The sequence below is a fragment of the Nocardia sp. CC213A genome, from assembly GCF_030766805.1.
Taxonomy (GTDB): domain Bacteria; phylum Actinomycetota; class Actinomycetes; order Mycobacteriales; family Mycobacteriaceae; genus Nocardia; species Nocardia otitidiscaviarum.
In genome coordinates, this window is the sequence record NZ_JASFXA010000007.1 from 148,676 (window position 1) to 164,724 (window position 16,049).

The 16,049-nt window shown below is 69.8% G+C and carries 20 protein-coding genes; 14 read left to right on the top strand and 6 right to left on the bottom strand.

Annotation, left to right across the window (positions count from 1 at the left end):
- Positions 1–13: 13 nt before the first annotated feature.
- A complete protein-coding gene (locus QJS31_RS15020) occupies positions 14–1,051 on the top strand; it encodes an alpha/beta hydrolase family protein (protein ID WP_282785093.1) in 1,038 nt (345 codons plus the stop codon).
- Positions 1,052–1,073: 22 nt separating this feature from the next.
- Here QJS31_RS15020 and QJS31_RS15025 read toward each other — a convergent pair whose 3' ends face one another.
- Entirely contained in the window at positions 1,074–2,108 is a 1,035-nt protein-coding gene (locus QJS31_RS15025; protein WP_282785094.1) for an aldo/keto reductase, read from the bottom strand.
- 83 nt (positions 2,109–2,191) lie between these two features.
- On the opposite strand from QJS31_RS15025, the gene QJS31_RS15030 reads away from it, so the two are divergent.
- Complete coding sequence (locus QJS31_RS15030; protein WP_306356971.1) at positions 2,192–2,809, top strand: TetR/AcrR family transcriptional regulator; 618 nt, start codon at positions 2,192–2,194, stop codon at positions 2,807–2,809.
- Positions 2,810–3,088: 279 nt separating this feature from the next.
- Here the strand turns inward: QJS31_RS15030 and QJS31_RS15035 are convergent, their stop codons facing one another.
- Positions 3,089–3,682 carry a TIGR03086 family metal-binding protein gene (locus QJS31_RS15035; protein WP_306356972.1) on the bottom strand — a complete coding sequence of 198 codons (594 nt, stop codon included), beginning with the start codon at positions 3,680–3,682 and terminating at the stop codon, positions 3,089–3,091.
- A gap of 182 nt (positions 3,683–3,864) precedes the next feature.
- Here QJS31_RS15035 and QJS31_RS15040 point away from each other — a divergent pair, with 182 nt between their 5' ends.
- Complete coding sequence (locus QJS31_RS15040) at positions 3,865–4,098, top strand: hypothetical protein (RefSeq protein WP_282785097.1); 234 nt, start codon at positions 3,865–3,867, stop codon at positions 4,096–4,098.
- 171 nt (positions 4,099–4,269) lie between these two features.
- Positions 4,270–4,506 (top strand): hypothetical protein, encoded by a 237-nt coding sequence (locus QJS31_RS15045; protein WP_029925976.1) that lies wholly within the window; start codon positions 4,270–4,272, stop codon positions 4,504–4,506.
- Between the two features lie 121 nt (positions 4,507–4,627).
- On the opposite strand, the gene menD is transcribed toward QJS31_RS15045, so the two are convergent.
- Positions 4,628–6,259, bottom strand: a complete 1,632-nt coding sequence (gene menD, locus QJS31_RS15050) for a 2-succinyl-5-enolpyruvyl-6-hydroxy-3-cyclohexene-1-carboxylic-acid synthase (protein WP_306356973.1) — start codon at positions 6,257–6,259, stop codon at positions 4,628–4,630.
- Between the two features lie 88 nt (positions 6,260–6,347).
- Between menD and QJS31_RS15055 the strand changes: the two genes are divergently transcribed.
- Positions 6,348–7,172 (top strand): siderophore-interacting protein, encoded by an 825-nt coding sequence (locus QJS31_RS15055; RefSeq protein ID WP_306356974.1) that lies wholly within the window; start codon positions 6,348–6,350, stop codon positions 7,170–7,172.
- Between the two features lie 63 nt (positions 7,173–7,235).
- Here QJS31_RS15055 and QJS31_RS15060 read toward each other — a convergent pair whose 3' ends face one another.
- Both QJS31_RS15060 and QJS31_RS15065 read right to left on the bottom strand, forming a co-directional pair.
- The gene (locus QJS31_RS15060) at positions 7,236–7,682 is read right to left on the bottom strand and encodes a hypothetical protein (protein ID WP_282786115.1); all 447 of its coding nucleotides are present in this window, start codon (positions 7,680–7,682) and stop codon (positions 7,236–7,238) included.
- Positions 7,683–7,767: 85 nt separating this feature from the next.
- Entirely contained in the window at positions 7,768–8,424 is a 657-nt protein-coding gene (locus QJS31_RS15065; protein WP_306356975.1) for a PaaI family thioesterase, read from the bottom strand.
- Positions 8,425–8,541: 117 nt separating this feature from the next.
- On the opposite strand from QJS31_RS15065, the gene QJS31_RS15070 reads away from it, so the two are divergent.
- From QJS31_RS15070 to QJS31_RS15110, 9 genes are all read left to right on the top strand, one after another.
- Positions 8,542–9,435, top strand: coding sequence for a 1,4-dihydroxy-2-naphthoyl-CoA synthase (locus QJS31_RS15070; protein WP_282786113.1), 894 nt, complete (start codon positions 8,542–8,544; stop codon positions 9,433–9,435).
- A gap of 110 nt (positions 9,436–9,545) precedes the next feature.
- Complete coding sequence (locus QJS31_RS15075) at positions 9,546–9,944, top strand: VOC family protein (RefSeq protein WP_306356976.1); 399 nt, start codon at positions 9,546–9,548, stop codon at positions 9,942–9,944.
- 196 nt (positions 9,945–10,140) lie between these two features.
- A complete protein-coding gene (locus QJS31_RS15080) occupies positions 10,141–11,523 on the top strand; it encodes an inorganic phosphate transporter (RefSeq protein WP_306356977.1) in 1,383 nt (460 codons plus the stop codon).
- Positions 11,524–11,532: 9 nt separating this feature from the next.
- A complete protein-coding gene (locus tag QJS31_RS15085) occupies positions 11,533–11,802 on the top strand; it encodes a hypothetical protein (RefSeq protein ID WP_282777093.1) in 270 nt (89 codons plus the stop codon).
- 25 nt (positions 11,803–11,827) lie between these two features.
- A complete protein-coding gene (locus QJS31_RS15090; protein WP_306356978.1) occupies positions 11,828–12,232 on the top strand; it encodes a DUF3349 domain-containing protein in 405 nt (134 codons plus the stop codon).
- Between the two features lie 101 nt (positions 12,233–12,333).
- On the top strand, positions 12,334–13,470 hold the full coding sequence (gene menE, locus QJS31_RS15095) for an o-succinylbenzoate--CoA ligase (protein ID WP_306357049.1): 1,137 nt from the start codon (positions 12,334–12,336) through the stop codon (positions 13,468–13,470).
- Between the two features lie 27 nt (positions 13,471–13,497).
- On the top strand, positions 13,498–14,046 hold the full coding sequence (locus tag QJS31_RS15100) for a VanZ family protein (RefSeq protein WP_306356979.1): 549 nt from the start codon (positions 13,498–13,500) through the stop codon (positions 14,044–14,046).
- 60 nt (positions 14,047–14,106) lie between these two features.
- Positions 14,107–14,556: an SRPBCC family protein gene (locus QJS31_RS15105; protein ID WP_306356980.1), complete on the top strand. Its 450-nt coding sequence runs from the start codon at positions 14,107–14,109 to the stop codon at positions 14,554–14,556.
- A 134-nt stretch (positions 14,557–14,690) separates the two neighbouring features.
- A complete protein-coding gene (locus QJS31_RS15110; RefSeq protein WP_282777087.1) occupies positions 14,691–15,560 on the top strand; it encodes a 1,4-dihydroxy-2-naphthoate polyprenyltransferase in 870 nt (289 codons plus the stop codon).
- 72 nt (positions 15,561–15,632) lie between these two features.
- Here QJS31_RS15110 and QJS31_RS15115 read toward each other — a convergent pair whose 3' ends face one another.
- Positions 15,633–16,013 (bottom strand): phage holin family protein, encoded by a 381-nt coding sequence (locus QJS31_RS15115; protein WP_282777084.1) that lies wholly within the window; start codon positions 16,011–16,013, stop codon positions 15,633–15,635.
- Positions 16,014–16,049 lie beyond the last annotated feature (36 nt).

Consider the following 16,049-nt stretch of genomic DNA (forward strand, 5'->3'; position numbering starts at 1 on the left):
CGATAGGGCTGGCATGGGACGACGGGCTCTGGCGGTGCTGCTTGCCGCCGTATCGATCATGATCGGCGCGCAGGCGGCTACCGCCGAACCGGTGACCGGGGCTCCCGGCGTCGCGGTGCCCGACCTGAGATCACCGGACGGCTCCTACGTCGAGAGCATCGAGGTGCAGGACGAGCGCAATATCCGCCTCCAGGTGCGTTCCGCCGCAATGGATATGACCATTCCGGTGGACGTGTTGCGCCCGGCCGACACCTCCGAGCCCCGCCCCACCCTGTATCTGCTCAGCGGTGCGGGCGGCGGAATCGACACCGCCACCTGGAAACTGCGCACGGACGCGCTGGAGTTCCTGTCCGACAAGAACGTCAATGTCGTGCAGATCATGGCCAACGGTTTCGCCTTCTACACCGACTGGCTGCGGCGAGATCCGGTGCTGGGCCTCAACAAGTGGGACACCTATCTGAGCGAGGAACTGCCGCCGCTCATCGACGCCGCCCTGAACACCAATGGCGTGAACGCCATCGCGGGCCTGTCGATGGCGGGTGTGGCGGTGCTGAATCTGGTGCGGGAGAACCCCGGCATGTTCCGCAGTGTCGCCGTGTACAGCGGCATCACCCAGACCAGCGATCCGATCGCCCGGGAGGCGGTGCGGCTGACCGTGGAGGTGTGGGGCGGCGGCGATGTCGAGAATATGTGGGGCGCACCGGATAATCCGCTCTGGGAGCTCAACGATCCGACCATTCACGCCGAGGGTTTGCGCGGCACCAATATCTTCGTCTCGACCGGCAACGGCATCCCGGGGATCTACGACATCCCCGGCGGACCGTTCCGGGAGGAACCGCCGATCGAAACCCCGAAGACGGTCGCCATCGGCGCGTTCATCGAGGCGAATGTGGACATGTTCAACCGTAATCTGCAGAACCGGTTGCACGAGTTGGGAATTCCGGCGACCTTCGTCTACCGCGACAGCGGCACCCACTCCTGGGGCTACTGGCAGGACGATCTGAAGACCTCGTGGTCGGTGCTGGCGCAGGGGCTGTATTCGGCGCCCTGACCAGCCCGGCCACCGAGCCCGCTCAGACCCGCGGCGGGTTGAGGCGGGTGAAGTCCGGGAGTCGGTAGTAGGGGTAGTACGGGTAGGGCGGTGTGGTGGCGCTGGCCTTGTCCAGGCGGGCGAGCTGGTCGGCGTCGAGCCGCCAGCCGACCGCGCCGAGGTTCTGGCGCAACTGCTCCTCGTTGCGCGCGCCCACGATCACCGTGGACACGGTGGGCCGTGAGAGCAGCCAGTTGAGGGCGATCTGCGGGACGGTGCGCCCGGTGTCGGCGGCGATCTCGTCGAGTACGTCGACCACGTCGTAGAGCAGTTCGTCGCGCACCGGCGGCCCGGCCGCCGCGGTGCGGTGCAGGCGGCTGCCCTCCGGAAGCGGTTGTCCGCGACGGATCTTCCCGGTGAGGCGACCCCAGCCCAGCGGGCTCCAGACCACCGCGCCGACGCCCTCGTCCTGCGCCAGCGGCATGAGTTCCCATTCGTAGTCGCGGCCGACCAGCGAGTAGTACACCTGGTGCGCCACGTAGCGCGGGAAGCCGTGCCGGTCCGCCGCCGCCAGCGATTTCATGAGCTGCCAGCCCGCGAAGTTGGAGGCCCCGACGTAGCGGATCTTGCCCGCGCGCACCAGATCGTCCAGCGCGGCGAGGGTTTCGGTCACCGGGGTCCCGGCGTCGAAGGCGTGCAGCTGGAACAGGTCGATGTGGTCGACCCCGAGCCGCCGCAGCGAGCCCTCGACCGCGCCGATGAGCCGGGAGCGGCCCGCGCCCGCGTCGTAGGGTCCCGGACCGGTGGGCAGTGCGGCCTTGGTGGACAGCAGCACTCGGTCGCGCCGCCCACGAATCGCCTCGCCCAGTACTTCTTCCGAGGCACCGTCCGAATACACGTCGGCGGTGTCGAACATGGTGACGCCCGCTTCCAGGCTGATGTCCACCAGCCTGCGCGCCTGCGCCGCGTCGGTGTCGCCCCAGGCGGAGAAGAGTTCTCCGCGCCCACCGAAGGTGCCCGCGCCGAAGCTCAGTGCCGGAACCAGCACACCCGATGCGCCCAGTCGACGGTACTCCATTACCCACTCCTAACGGAACCACAGTTTCATTAACACGGCCGACGATACACTGCCGTCGACGCAAATGGAACTGGAGGACCGTTATGCATTCGGACATCGCCACCCCCGGCTCTATCCGCCCGGGTGGGCGCACCGCTCGCGTCCGTGCGGCGGTCCTGCGCGCGGCCGGAGATCTACTCGCCGAACGGGGATTCGCCGCCCTGGACCTCGCCGAGGTCGCCGCCCGCGCCGACGTGGGCAAGACCACCGTCTACCGCCGCTGGCGCACCCCCACCGGCCTCATCGCCGACCTCTTGGTCGATATGGCCGAAACCTCCCTCCCCCGCGCGAATACCGGCACCCTCGCCGGCGACCTGCTGGCCAATGCCCGCCTGGTCGCCAGCACCCTGACCGACCCCCGCCAAAGCCGCCTCTTCACCTCGGTCATAGCCGCCGCCACCTGCGACGACACCGCCGCCGCGGCCCTACGCCGCTTCTACGACACCCGCCTGACCGAATGGGCCCCCTGCGTGACCGCGGCCATCACCCGCGGTGAGATCCCCGCCGGCACCGACCCCCGCGCCCTCCTCTCCGCCGTCTCCGCCCCCCTCTACTACCGCCTGCTCGCCAGCGGCGACCCCATCGACGACAGCGCCGCCGTCGCCGCCGCCGACGCCGCGACGGCCGCCGCCCGCGCGGGCGTATTCGTCACGCCCGCTTAGCGATACACAGCCCTGCCCGGGCTCCACCGAGTCGGCACCAGGCCCGCGGGCAGGTAGCGCCCGATCGCGACACCCACTCGTCTCGACCCGGCCACCGCATCGACGAACGCCGCAACCGCGAGGGCCGGGCCGGAACCAACGCACCGGTCACGCCGACCCGCTCGGCCTCGACAGTCGTCGGGGGGTGCCACGGCTCCGTCGAGGATGGAGCCACGCCATGTCACCTCCGGGAGCGACCAAGACTTCGGAGGGTCGCGCCACGACGTGCGTGGACGGGCTTCAGGAGTGGGACCAGGCCGGGTCGCGGCCGGTGAGGCCGATGAGGCGGTCGAGAGTGGGGGCGGTGTCGGGGACCGCGACGACCGGGCCGAAGAGGCCGGGGGTGCCCTCCTCGGGGGTGGCGCGCAGCCAGTCCGCCAGGAGGGTGACGTCGTCGTTGTCGGGGTGGTAGGGCTGGCCGGTGGCGCGGGCCAGGTCCCAGCCGTGGATGACCAGTTCGTTGAGGGCCACCGTGGCCATTTCAGGGGCGGGCAGCAGCACCCCGCCCGCCTCGGTGTCCCCCTCCCACGCCGACGGCTCCCGCCAGGCGGAGACCAGCGCCTCGAGCCGGGCGGGGATCCGGGTGCGCCAATCGTCGGGCAGGTCGGGCTCCACCTCCGCGGGGGATACCGAGTGGCCGATCGACTCCTTGGTGGCGGCCGCGCGGAATGCCTCCGTGAGCCCGGCGACATGGGCGAGCAGTTGCCGCACCGGCATACCGCCGCTGGGGGTGGCGGCCCCGAGCTGGTCATCGGTGATCGCGGTGACGACCGCCGCCATGGTCGCGGCGGCGGATTTCATATCGAATGCGGCCTTGTTGTCGGTATCAGACATAGCCATCGGTCCTCCCGAACGCATCGGACGCCCACGGCGGGCGGTCCGCTCACCCATAGGGACTGTTCGGCGCGTCGAGACTCATCGGTGCCCCGTGCCCGATCGTGCGGATGTGCGTGCACGGCCACTCCGCAACCGACTCGTTAGCAGCGAAAACGCGTGGCGGCGCGGAGAATTGGTAGATGAAGGGTGATCGAGTGGAGATCGTCGTCGATACCGGCGACGGCTACCGCACTTACGAGGTGCGCGCGACCCGAGCCGGGCGGCGCGTCGAAACACGGATCGCGCGCGGGGTGGTGGAGGTCAGCGAGATCACGCGCACCGGCACCCCGGTGCGTACCGCGCGCTTCCTGTCCAACCGGGTGGTGGCGCTGGTGGAGCATCCGGCCGAGAACGGATCGCTGCCGGGCGAATAGCGCACGAGCGCATAATCCGAGGCAGAGCGGGCATCCCGGGTATCGGGCGGTGCGCGCGTGGTGGTTGCCAGCTCGGCCTATCGGGCGCATCCTCGACAGTGCCGGGTGGCGGTGCACGCCCGATGCCCGGCCCACGGTCAGGCCGTCGACTCAGCTGGAGAGGAGCACCTGATGACAGATCGAATCACCGACGCCATGAAGGATGTACCGGAGGCCGACTTCGTCGAGCAGACCGTTCCGGCGTACGACGACGGCGGCTACCCCGCGGACGATTTCGACGCCGATACCGAGACGCCGCCGGAGCCCGAGCGCACCTGGGAGGCGAACGAGGCGGACGTGATCGAGCAGTCCATTCCGGTGCCTCTGGACGACGATTACGAGGACACAGACTCCGATAGCGAGTACTGACCCGAAGGACGCGGCGGCGAACCTCCCCGATGGGTTCGCCGCCGCTTGGCGTTCAGGGAGAGCGGCCCGCCCGTCCCGTGTCGGCCGCGCCGTCGATGGATGCGGCGGGCACCGACGCGGTTCAGTCCGCGATGCCCGCGCGCACGGTGGCGTGCAGTTCTCGCAGGCTGGAGCGTTCGGTGGCCACCTCCAGCACCCGCATGCCGTGCGCGTGCCGGGTCAGCTCCACCGCCAGTTCGGACAGGTCCACCTGCCGGTGCGGCACCCGGTAGGCGGCGCACAGCGCGGCCAGATCCATGCCGTGCGGCGTGCCGAAGACCCGCTCGAAGACGCCCGCGTACTGCGGGTCGCCCTGTTCCAGCAGTTCGAAGATGCCGCCGCCGTCGTCGTTGGCGACCACGATGGTGAGGTCCTTGGGCCGTGGCTCGCCCGGACCGATGAGCAGTCCGGAGGCGTCGTGCAGGAAGGTCAGATCGCCGATCAGGGCCAGGGTGCGGCCCTCATGTGAGAGCGCCGCGCCGACGGCCGCGGACACGGTGCCGTCGATACCGGCCACGCCGCGGTTGGACAGCACCCGGATGCCGGGCCGCGGATGCCACACCAGCGCCGCGTCGCGCACCGGATTGGACGCGCCGAGCAGCAGTTGATCGCCGTCGTGCAGGGCGTCGGTGACCGCGGCCGCCACATGCAGCCCGGTGGGTTTGGGATGCGCGGCCAATTCCGCGCGGATCACCGTGCGCGCCCGCTCGTCCAGCTCGCGGCAGCTGTCCAGCCAGGCGGCGGTGGGCGCGCCGTAGGTGACCGCCCGGGTGCCGGTGCCCACCACATTGCCGGACACATCGGGCCAGCGCGGGCCGGTGGTGAGCGCGTACACGGTCACTTCCGGGTCGGCCAGCACCCGCGACACCTGCCGGTGCAGGGTGGGGCGGCCGGTGATGATGGCCTGCTTGGGCCGCAGCAGCGACAGCGCCAGCGGATGCAGCGGCGGCCCGTGCATGGGCGCGGTGGGTTCGGCGACGGTCGGCAGCGCGGCCAGTTCCGGTCGGTGCCCCGCGCCGTGCCCGGAGATGACGACGGTATCGGGCGACAGGTCGATGTCGAGGGGGACATCCAGGGTGGCGTATTGCGTTGCGGTCCAGGGCCGTCCACTGTCCCGGCCAGTGGGCAGCGGATCGCCCTCGCGGGCGTCGGGCACCAGTGGTTCGCGCAGTGGGATGTCGAAGTGCACCGGTCCGGCATTGCCGGAGCGGGTGCCGCGGGCGGCGGCCAGCACCCGGCACACGGCCGAACGCCACACGCTGTTCTGGCGACCGTATCCGGGATCGTCCTCGATTTCGGCGAGCCCGAGGCTGATGGCGGCGCGCACCTGGCTGCCGAACAGCCCGAACTGCTCGACGGTCTGATTGGCCCCGGTGCCGAGCATCTCGTAGGGCCGGTTGGCGCTGAGCACGATGAGCGGCACCCGCGCGTAGTTGGCCTCGAGCACGGCGGGGCCGAGGTTGGCGACAGCGGTGCCCGAGGTCATGACCACCGGCACCGGCCGACCGCTGGCCACCGCGAGCCCGATGGCCAGGAAGCCGGCGGTGCGCTCGTCGATGCGCATGTGCAGCCGGATGCGGCCCGCGGCGTCGGCGGCCTGTAGCGCGAAGGCCAGCGGCGCATTGCGCGATCCGGGGCACAGCACCACATCCCGCACGCCCCCGCGCGCCAGCTCGTCGACGACGACCTGCGCCTGTGCTGTCGAAGGGTTCACGCCCCTCAGCCTCCCAGACAGTGGCTCGGCGCGCTGCGTCGGCCCGCTCACACCCCTTGGTTTAGTTAGGCTTTGCTAACTTGATGCCATGGCGAAGCGCACCAAGTTTCTCAAGCCCGAACAGCGGGATTTCATCGGCGCGGAAGTGCTCGCGAGCAAACGGATCAGCCCGAACTTCGTCCGCGTCACCCTGGGCGGCGCGGGACTGGGCGATTTCGAGCCGATGGGCTTCGATCAGTGGTTCCGGTTGTTCCTGCCGGGCAGGGACGGATCGCTGCGCCTACCCACCTCCACCAGCACCCTGGGCTGGTACGCCCAGTACCTCATGATGGGCAAGGACACCCGCCCGCTGGTCCGCAACTACACGGTGCGCGACTTCCGCCCGGCGGGGTCGGGCGAATTCGGCTCGACCGCCGAACTGGATGTCGACTTCGTCTCGCACGGCGACGACAGCCCGGCGTCGGCCTGGGCCAACAATGTCACGCCCGGCGGCAAGGTGGGACTGCTCGACGAGGGCATCACCTTCCAGCCGCCCGAGCACGCCGAATCCGTCCTGCTGCTGGGCGACGAGAGCGCCCTGCCCGCCATCGCCGGAGTGCTGCGGTCGGCCTCGCGCGAGCTGCGCGGCGTCGCCTACATCGAGATCCCGCATGCCGATGACGCGCAGCGGCTCGACGAACCGGCGGGGGTGGACGTGCGCTGGCTGGTGCGCGCCGACGCGCACGACGAGGTGGGCGCGGCGGCCGCGGCGGCGCTGCGCGCGGCGGACATCCCGACCCGCGGCGTGTACGCCTGGGCAGCGGGGGAGCAGAAACTGGTGTCGGGGGTGCGTCGCCACCTGGTCGAGCACGGCCTCCCGAAATCGGACATCACCTTCACCGGATACTGGCGAGTCGGCAAGTCCCAGGGCTGATTTCAGCCGGTGTCACACGGCGGTTCGCGGCCCTCTCGGGGCCGCGAACCGACCAGTCTTCAATTAGCCAGCGTGCCGCTGCACCAGGTCGCCGACCCGCGGAAGGGCCTCGGCGACATGCTTCTTCGCCGACGACCGCATCGAGTTGTAGACCTTGGTCAGGGCCGGACGCGACGAGGCCGCGGCGCGCTCATCGGTGACGGCCAGCAGCGCCTCGGCAACCTCGTCCTGCTTGGCGACCAGCAGATCGGCGAAAGAGCCTGCCCCACCGGCCTTGTACTCGGCCCAGTACGGCTCGAGCTTCTCGACGAACTTGGGCGCGAAAGACGACAGCGCGTCACCGACAATGGTGGGGCTGACCTTCTTCACCGCGGCGTAGCCGCCCTTGACAGCCAGACCCGACGCGCCGCCCTTATCCGACACCTCCGCGTCGAGAACCGACTGGGCATCGGCCAGGAAGGCCGCGCGCTTGGTGTCGTCGAGCAGGGATTCAGACAGTGCTGCAACCACTTTCAGGTTCCTCCGGATAGGTTTGCGATGAACGAGCGCACGCAACTATACGCACCGGTGCTCGAGCACACACGATGCCGACGCGCTACGGCTGCCAAGGCAGCAACTGCACCATAAGCCCTTCACAATCGGCCAGCAGCGTTTCAGATTCATCCAATAGCCGTGCGCTGACGAAGGTTTTGCGCCCCTCCACCCGATCCACGGTCCCTACCACCGTCAATGGCGTTTCGATGGGAGTGATCTTCCGGTAATTCACATGCAGGAAAGCGGTCCTACTGATCGGTCGACCCGCATAGTGCACGAGGGTGCCGAACAAGTCATCGAACAGCAACGGCAGCACGCCGCCGTGTACCGCGCTGTTGCCGCCCACGTGATATCGCCGGAATTCCCCCTGACTGCGCACCCCGTCCGGGCCCGCCTCGACCACCCGCCAGGGCGGCATCAGCAGACTCCCGCGCCCCGGCAGCGCGGTGGCGCGCCCGGCCGGACTCGCCAACTCCGGTGCGCGGTAGGGCTCGAGCAGGTCGATGAGTTCGCGCGCCTGCCGCAGCGCCCGCCCGTACACCTCGTCCGGAGCGTCGACCGATACGGCGAGGTCCTGCAGGGTGCGCATGGCCGCCACGAACGATCCGAATTCCGGTCCGGGATGCGCCTCGACGATCTTGGGAAATCCGCCGTGCCGCTCGTACCGATCGTGGTCCACCGCACTGGCGTCGATAACAGGTTTCGGACGTTCGCTCATACCAGCACGGTAGCGGGTGTTTTTACACCGTCAAGTGGAAGATCGCGCGGAACCCGCGCCGCAGCTCACACCCGGGAGCGGCCGACCGGGGGACGATCGCCCACTATGTTCGAGCGCGTGACCTTCACTCCGACGCTGTGGCGGCCCGTCCCCGGGTTCGAGAACCTCACCGACATCACGTACCACCGGCATATCGACCAGGGCACCGTGCGCATCGCGTTCGATCGGCCCGAGGTGCGCAATGCCTTCCGGCCGCATACCGTCGACGAGCTCTACCGCACGCTCGACCACGCCCGGATGACCTCCGATGTCGGCGCGGTACTGCTCACCGGCAACGGACCCAGCGCCAAGGACGGCGGCTGGGCCTTCTGCTCCGGCGGCGACCAGCGCATCCGCGGCCGCAGCGGCTACCAGTACGCCAGCGGCGAGACCGCCGACACCGTCGACGCAGCCCGCGCCGGACGCCTGCACATCCTGGAGGTGCAGCGCCTCATCCGCATGATGCCCAAGGTCGTCATCGCCCTGGTGAACGGCTGGGCCGCGGGCGGCGGGCACTCCCTGCACGTCACCTGCGACCTCACCCTCGCCTCCCGCGAACACGCCCGCTTCAAGCAGACCGACGCCGACGTGGGCAGCTTCGACGGCGGCTACGGCAGCGCCTACCTCGCCAAGATGGTCGGGCAGAAGTTCGCCCGCGAGATCTTCTTCCTCGGCCGCCCCTACACCGCCGAGGAAATGCACCAGATGGGCGCGGTGAACGCCGTGGTCGACCACGACGAGCTGGAGAACGTCGCCCTGGAGTGGACCGCCGACATCCTCGGCAAATCCCCGCAGGCCATCCGCATGCTCAAATACGCCTTCAACCTGACCGACGACGGCCTGGTCGGCCAGCAACTGTTCGCCGGTGAGGCAACCCGCCTGGCCTACATGACCGACGAGGCCGTGGAGGGCCGTGACGCCTTCTTGGAGAAGCGGAAGCCGGACTGGAAGCCGTACCCCTGGTATTTCTGAGATGCCGATATCTCCGCGATGTCGGGATGCCTCGGGAAACGAGCGATGCCGAGGGCTGTGGGCGGCGGCTCGGGTTCGGCCGCTACCGATTCGAACAAGGAGGTGCGGGCATGGACGTGCTCAGTAGCCGGGTGATTCTGCGGCCGGCCGACTACGCGACCACCCTGGCGTTCTATCGCGACGGTCTCGGGCTGGCGGTCGCGCGCGAATATCCGGGTGGGACGGTGCTGTTCGCGGGGCAGTCGCTCATCGAGGTGGCCGGGCACGGGCGGGCCGAGGATGCGCCGCGGGGGTTCTCGGGGGCCATCTGGTTGCAGGTGCGCGACGCCGCGGACGCCGCGGCCGAACTCGCGGTGCGCGGGGTGCCGATCGACCGCGCGCCGCGGCGGGAGCCGTGGGGGCTGATCGAGATGTGGGTGCGCGATCCGGACGGGGTGCCGATCGTGCTGGTGGAGGTGCCCGCCGAACACCCGCTGCGCCGGGATTCCCGGCCGCCCGCCGAACACTGACCTGCCGAGCACTGAATCGCCCGCCGAACACTGACCCGCCGAACACCGAATCGCCCGCCAAGCACGAATCGCCCGCCGAACACCGGGTTCCGGCCGTTCGGGTAGCGGAGCCGATACCGCATAACATGCCGCCCGCTGTGATTCCGTGCGGGGTGGCGGTTAACGGGACGTTAACGGCGTGCCGCAAACTGGGGGCGTGTCTGCCGAACTGCTCGTTCTGCTGATCGTGGTGTGCACCGCGCTGGCATTCGATTTCACCAACGGATTCCACGACACCGCGAACGCGATGGCCACCTCGATCGCCACCGGTGCGCTGCCCCCGCGCCGGGCCGTGCTGCTCTCCGGGGCCCTCAACCTCGTCGGCGCGTTCCTGTCGGTCGCGGTCGCGGCGACCGTCACCGACGGCATCGTGCGCCTGGACGAGGTGAGCGGGAAAGCACTGCTCGACATCGTGTTCGCCGGACTGGTCGGCGGCATCCTGTGGAATCTGTTCACCTGGCTGCTCGGGCTGCCGTCGAGTTCCTCGCACGCGCTGTTCGGCGGGCTCATCGGCGCGACCGTCGCCGCCCTGGGCTGGAACGGCGTGGTGTGGGCGGCCGGTGACAAGGGCGTGCTGTTCAAGATCATCATCCCGGCCCTGCTGGCCCCCGTGGTGGCCGCGCTGGTCGCCTGCCTCGCCTCTTGGCTGGTCTACCGGATCACGCGCGGCAGCAATACGAATACCGTGGAACGCGGATTCCGCTGGGGCCAGATCGGTTCGGCCTCCCTGGTGTCGCTGGCGCACGGCACCAACGACGCGCAGAAGACCATGGGCATCATCTTCCTGGCCCTCATCGCGCACGGCTCCGCCACCGCCGGTGACCCGCTGCCGCTGTGGGTGATCACCTCCTGCGCGATCGCCATCGCCGCGGGCACCTGCCTGGGTGGCTGGCGGATCATCCGCACCCTCGGCAAGGGCCTGGTGGACATCGCGCCGCCGCAGGGTTTCGCGGCCGAGGCCACCAGCGGCGCGATCATCCTCACCTCCGCCCACTTCGGCCTGCCGCTGTCCACCACGCAGACCGTGACCGGCTCCATCCTCGGCTCCGGGCTGGGACGGCCCGGAGCCGAGGTGCGCTGGACGGTGCTGGGCCGCATGGTGGTCGCCTGGGTGCTGACGCTGCCCATGGCGGGCATCGTCGGCGCGGTGTGCTGGGCGATCCTGCACGGCATCGGCGACACCGCGGGCACGCTGGTGGTATTCGGACTGCTCATCGCCACGGCCGCCTACATCTGGCTGCGTTCGCGGCGTACGGCCGTCGGCTCGCACAATGTCAACGACGAGTGGCAGGGCACCACCGCGCCGCACGGCACCACGGCACCACACGACACCACCGCACCACACGACACCACCGCGCCGCATGGCACCAGCGCGCCACAGAGCACCGCCACGCCGCGGCACACCACCACACCGCAGGACCCCCGGCCGGGGATCGGCGCAGGGGCTGGTGCGGTCGGTCGGCTGAACGCCGCCACCCCCGGCCCGACCGCCGAATCCGGTCCGGCGCAGTCCGAGACCACCGCCAACCGAACCGGGTAGGAGTCGCGAATGCACACCTTGCTGTCGAATCTCACCGACCTCGGCCAGGTCACGCTGGCCGCTGTCATCTTCGGTGCGGGACTGCCCGCCGTCTTCGCCTTCGGCATCCGCTTCCGGGCCCGGGTCGACGATGGCGCCGACGGTGGTTCCCGGGCGGTCGCGCAGGCCGTCTCCAGCCTCTGCTTCGCCGTCGTGCTGATCGCGGTGGTGGTCGGTGTGCTGTTCATCGCCAAGGGCTTTCTGGCCTCGCGGCTCGGCATCCACCTGTTCGGCGCGTGACGCCGCCGCGAAGAGAGGTACAGCCGTGAACTCCCCCGAACAGCCGCAGGAATCCCAGCCCGCGGAGCACACCGCGCGACCGGAGCACACCGATCTGCTGGAGGCCGCGCGCACGTCGCTGCGCCAGTCCGGTTCGATCCTGCGCAAGGTGCTCGACTGGCTCAAAGCCGGGTACCCGCAAGGGGTCCCGCAGGACGACTACGTGGCCCTGCTCGCCGTGCTGCACCGGCGGCTCACCGACTACGAGGTGCGCATCGTGGTCGAGGAACTGGTGCGCGAACGCCGGGCTACCGACGAGATCGACCAGGACGAGATCGCCGACGCCATCGCCCGAGTTGCCAAGGAGCAACCGGGCGAGGACGATATCGCTCGGGTGGCCTCCCGGCTGGCAGCGGGCGGATGGCCGCTGGCGACACCGACGTCCGATTGACCGACGACCACCATCGACCACGGACGCGGACCCACAGTCGCGCGTCCACCCCGAGACATGACACGATCGCGAACGTGAGCAGCACCCTGCGGACCCTCCCCATGCCCACCGGCGCCGCGGTGGGAGAAGTACTGCCGCATCTGCGGGAGGCCCTGGAGGGCAGTGGCCCGGCGTGGCTCCCCATACCCACCGCCGATCGCCGCGAGGCGCACCGGCTGAGCAGTGCCCTGCGCCCCGGTGAACCGATCGAGGACGATGTGGCGCTGGTCGTCACCACCTCCGGCACCACCGGAATCCCCAAGGGGGCCATGCTGTCCGCGGCCGCGCTGCGCGCCAGCGGTGAGGCCACCCACGAGCGGCTGGGCGGGTCCGGACAGTGGCTGCTCGCGCTGCCCACCCATCACATCGCCGGTATCCAGGTGCTGCTGCGCAGCATTCTCGCCGGGACCGAACCGGTCGTGCTGGACGTCTCCGACGGCTTTCTCCCCGAGGGATTGGCGAGTGCGGTGGCGGGCATGCGGGGGCCGCGCCGCTACACCTCGCTGGTGCCCACGCAGCTCATCAAGGCCCTCGACGAACCCGTGGGCACCGAGGCGCTGGCGCGGTTCGACGCCGTCCTGGTGGGCGGTGCGGCCACGCCCGCACCGGTGCTGGAACGGGCGCGGGCGGCGGGCATCAACGTGGTGCGCACCTACGGGATGAGCGAGACCTGCGGCGGCTGCGTCTACGAGGGCGTCCCGCTCGACGGAACCGAGATCCGCATCGAGGACGGGCGCGTCATGTTGGGCGGCACCACCCTGGCCAACGGCTATCGCGGGCTGCCGGACCACCCGGCCTTCGCCGAACCCGGCTGGTTCCGCACCGAGGACGCGGGCACCTACGAGAACGGCGTGCTGACCATTTCCGGCCGCCTGGACGAGGCCATCATGACCGGTGGCCTGCTGGTGATCCCGCAGGTCGTGGAGGCGGTGCTGGCCACGCATCCGACGGTCGGCGAATGCGTGGTACTCGGCCTGCCCGACGAGCGGCTGGGTCAGCGGGTGGCGGTGGCCGTCGTCCCGGCGGTCGGCGCGACCCCGCCCACGCTGGACGAATTGCGCGAGCACGTGATGAAGGAGTTGGACGCCATCGCCGCGCCGCGGGAACTGGCGGTACTCGACGATCTGCCGCTGCGCGGTCCGGGCAAGCCGGACCGGGTGAAACTGCGCGAACATCTCCTTGCCGACTCCACACATTGACCACATCGCACCCGTAACGTCCCGCTGGTGCGGGATGTCTGGGTGCAGTGGGGACATGTTCTGGTGGCGTGGGCGATCGCGGTGCCGATCACGGTTGCCGGAGCGGCGGTGCTGCGCCGCTGGCGACTGCGCCGGGGCAGCCCGCGCGCGGAGGCGTTGCGGCATACGGTGTCCGAGGCCGCGATCGTGCTGGGCACGCTGCCCTGGATCTGGATGATCCTCACCCCCGTCGACGGGGAGGCGGCGGTACTGCTGGTGCCGCTGCGGGATCTGGTGCAGACGCTGAGCGATACGCCGACCCGGGCGGTGATGCAGATCGTCCCGAACCTGATCGTGTTCCTGCCGCTGGGTTTCTTTCTGCCGCTGCGGGTGCCGCGCCTGGCGAACGTGTGGACCATGGTGGCACTCGGCGCGGTCCTCTCGGCATCGTTGGAGTTCGCGCAGTACGCGTTCCGCCTCGGTCGGTTCTCGTCGGTGGACGATGTGCTCATGAACGCCGCCGGTGCGGGCATCGGCGCACTGCTGTCGGCCGCGTACGCGAAGCGGCCTGCGAGGGCCGTCGCCGATCCCGGGTGAGCCGCGCGGACGTGTCGGATTCGCGCGGTTGCTGGCACCGCACCGCTTACGCTGATCTTCATGGCCGATTTCGAACTCGCGCGGCAGACCGTGATCGCGGCCGAACCGTCACGGATACGCGCGCTCATCGACGATCTGCACCAGTGGCAGCAGTGGTCGCCCTGGGAGGGTCTGGACCCCGATCTGGAGCGTGTCTACTCCGGCGCCGATCGCGGCCCGGGCGCGAGGTACGACTGGAAGGGCAACCGGAAGGCCGGGCAGGGCGCGATGGAGATCACCGCGAGCACCGCCGACCGGGTCGAGCTCAGCCTGGAGTTCGAGAAGCCGTGGAAGGCCACCAATCAGGTCACCTTCGAGTTGCGGCCGGTCGACGGCGGCACCGAGGTCACCTGGCGGATGACCGGTCAGCGCACCCGCATGATGACCATGCTCGGCAAGCTCATGGACAAGCTGATCGGCAAGGACTTCGAGAAGGGGCTCGCCCGGCTCAAGGCTGCCGCCGAATCCTGAACCCGGCCTGGGTGGGGGCGGGACGCCGCGCCCGCACCCAGCGACGACGTTCGTCCCGTCAACACAGCGAACCGACCGCGCGGTGCGGATCCTCCCGATGCGCAGCCCCGGCACCGCGCATTAGGCTGCCGATCATGGCAACAGCTGGACAGTGGATCGAGGGCGCTCGGCCGCGCACGCTTCCGAATGCGATCGCGCCGGTCCTGGTGGGCACGGGGGCGGCGGCCTCGATCGGTGGGGCGGTGTGGTGGAAAGCGGTACTGTGCCTGCTGCTTTCACTGTCGCTCATCATCGGGGTGAACTACGCCAACGACTACTCCGACGGGATTCGGGGCACCGACGACGAGCGGGTGGGCCCGCTGCGGCTGGTCGGTTCGAAGCTGGCGAGCGCGGCGGCGGTGCGCAATGCCGCCATCGCCTGCCTGGCGCTGGGCGCGGTGATCGGTCTGGTGCTGGTGGCCACCACCGCCTGGTGGCTGATCCTGGTGGGCGCGGCCTGCCTGGCGGGCGCCTGGTTCTACACCGGGGGCCGGAACCCCTACGGCTACAGCGGTTTCGGTGAGATCGCGGTCTTCGTGTTCTTCGGTTTGGTGGCGGTGCTGGGCACCCAGTTCGTGCAGGCCGAGCGGGTCGACTGGGCGGGCCTGGTCGGCGCCGTCGCGGTGGGTGCGTTCTCCAGTGCGGTGCTGGTCACCAACAATCTGCGCGATATCCCCACCGACACGGTCTCCGGCAAGCTCACCCTGGCCGTCCGGCTCGGCGACACCCGCACCCGCACACTGCATATCGTGTTGATGGCGGTACCGTTCCTGGCCAGTCTGGCCCTGGTGGCCCGCACCCCCTTCGCGCTGGCGGGGCTGCTCGCCCTCCCGCTGGCCGTCCGCGCCAATGCTCCGGTGCGCTCCGGGCAGGGCGGACCCGGTCTGATTCCCGCGCTGCGCGACACCGGCCTCGCCCTGCTCGTCTGGTCTCTGCTCACGGCGATCGCGCTCACCGTCGCCTGACGCGGCGCTCAGTCCCCGCGCAACGACAACGCCCCGGCCACGGCCGGGGCGTTCGTCTCGTACCGGGACGGCTCAGTCCCCATCCGGCACCAGGATGCCGAGCACCCAGTTCACCAGCGTGATGATGATGCCGCCGAGCACCGCCGCCCAGAATCCCTCGACATGCAGCTGGTAGTCGGTGTACCCCGTGAGCCACGAGGTCAGCCACAGCATCAGGGCATTGATCACCAGCAGGAACAGACCCAGCGTCAGGATCACCAGTGGTAGCGACAGCAGCTTCACGATCGGCTTCACGAAGGCGTTCACGATCGTGAAGACCACGGTGACCACCGCGAGCACCAGCAGCTTGCTGGAGGTGGTGTCCTCGGGGGCGATGATGTCGATGCCGGACACCCATTCGGCGGCCAGCCAGATGGCCACACCGGTGATGATCAGGCGGAGCAGGAGCGTCATGCAGCGATCGTAGGCCCGAAATGCCCGGCCGTCCGG

Bases quoted from the DNA above. Each gene is read 5' to 3' on its own strand.
- QJS31_RS15020 (WP_282785093.1), top strand. From the start codon at position 14: ATGGGACGACGGGCTCTGGCGGTGCTGCTTGCCGCCGTATCGATCATG.
- QJS31_RS15025 (WP_282785094.1), bottom strand. From the start codon at position 2,108: ATGGAGTACCGTCGACTGGGCGCATCGGGTGTGCTGGTTCCGGCACTG.
- QJS31_RS15030 (WP_306356971.1), top strand. From the start codon at position 2,192: ATGCATTCGGACATCGCCACCCCCGGCTCTATCCGCCCGGGTGGGCGC.
- QJS31_RS15035 (WP_306356972.1), bottom strand. From the start codon at position 3,682: ATGTCTGATACCGACAACAAGGCCGCATTCGATATGAAATCCGCCGCC.
- QJS31_RS15040 (WP_282785097.1), top strand. From the start codon at position 3,865: ATGAAGGGTGATCGAGTGGAGATCGTCGTCGATACCGGCGACGGCTAC.
- QJS31_RS15045 (WP_029925976.1), top strand. From the start codon at position 4,270: ATGACAGATCGAATCACCGACGCCATGAAGGATGTACCGGAGGCCGAC.
- QJS31_RS15055 (WP_306356974.1), top strand. From the start codon at position 6,348: ATGGCGAAGCGCACCAAGTTTCTCAAGCCCGAACAGCGGGATTTCATC.
- QJS31_RS15065 (WP_306356975.1), bottom strand. From the start codon at position 8,424: ATGAGCGAACGTCCGAAACCTGTTATCGACGCCAGTGCGGTGGACCAC.
- QJS31_RS15075 (WP_306356976.1), top strand. From the start codon at position 9,546: ATGGACGTGCTCAGTAGCCGGGTGATTCTGCGGCCGGCCGACTACGCG.
- QJS31_RS15085 (WP_282777093.1), top strand. From the start codon at position 11,533: ATGCACACCTTGCTGTCGAATCTCACCGACCTCGGCCAGGTCACGCTG.
- menE (WP_306357049.1), top strand. From the start codon at position 12,334: ATGCCCACCGGCGCCGCGGTGGGAGAAGTACTGCCGCATCTGCGGGAG.
- QJS31_RS15105 (WP_306356980.1), top strand. From the start codon at position 14,107: ATGGCCGATTTCGAACTCGCGCGGCAGACCGTGATCGCGGCCGAACCG.
- QJS31_RS15110 (WP_282777087.1), top strand. From the start codon at position 14,691: ATGGCAACAGCTGGACAGTGGATCGAGGGCGCTCGGCCGCGCACGCTT.
- QJS31_RS15115 (WP_282777084.1), bottom strand. From the start codon at position 16,013: ATGACGCTCCTGCTCCGCCTGATCATCACCGGTGTGGCCATCTGGCTG.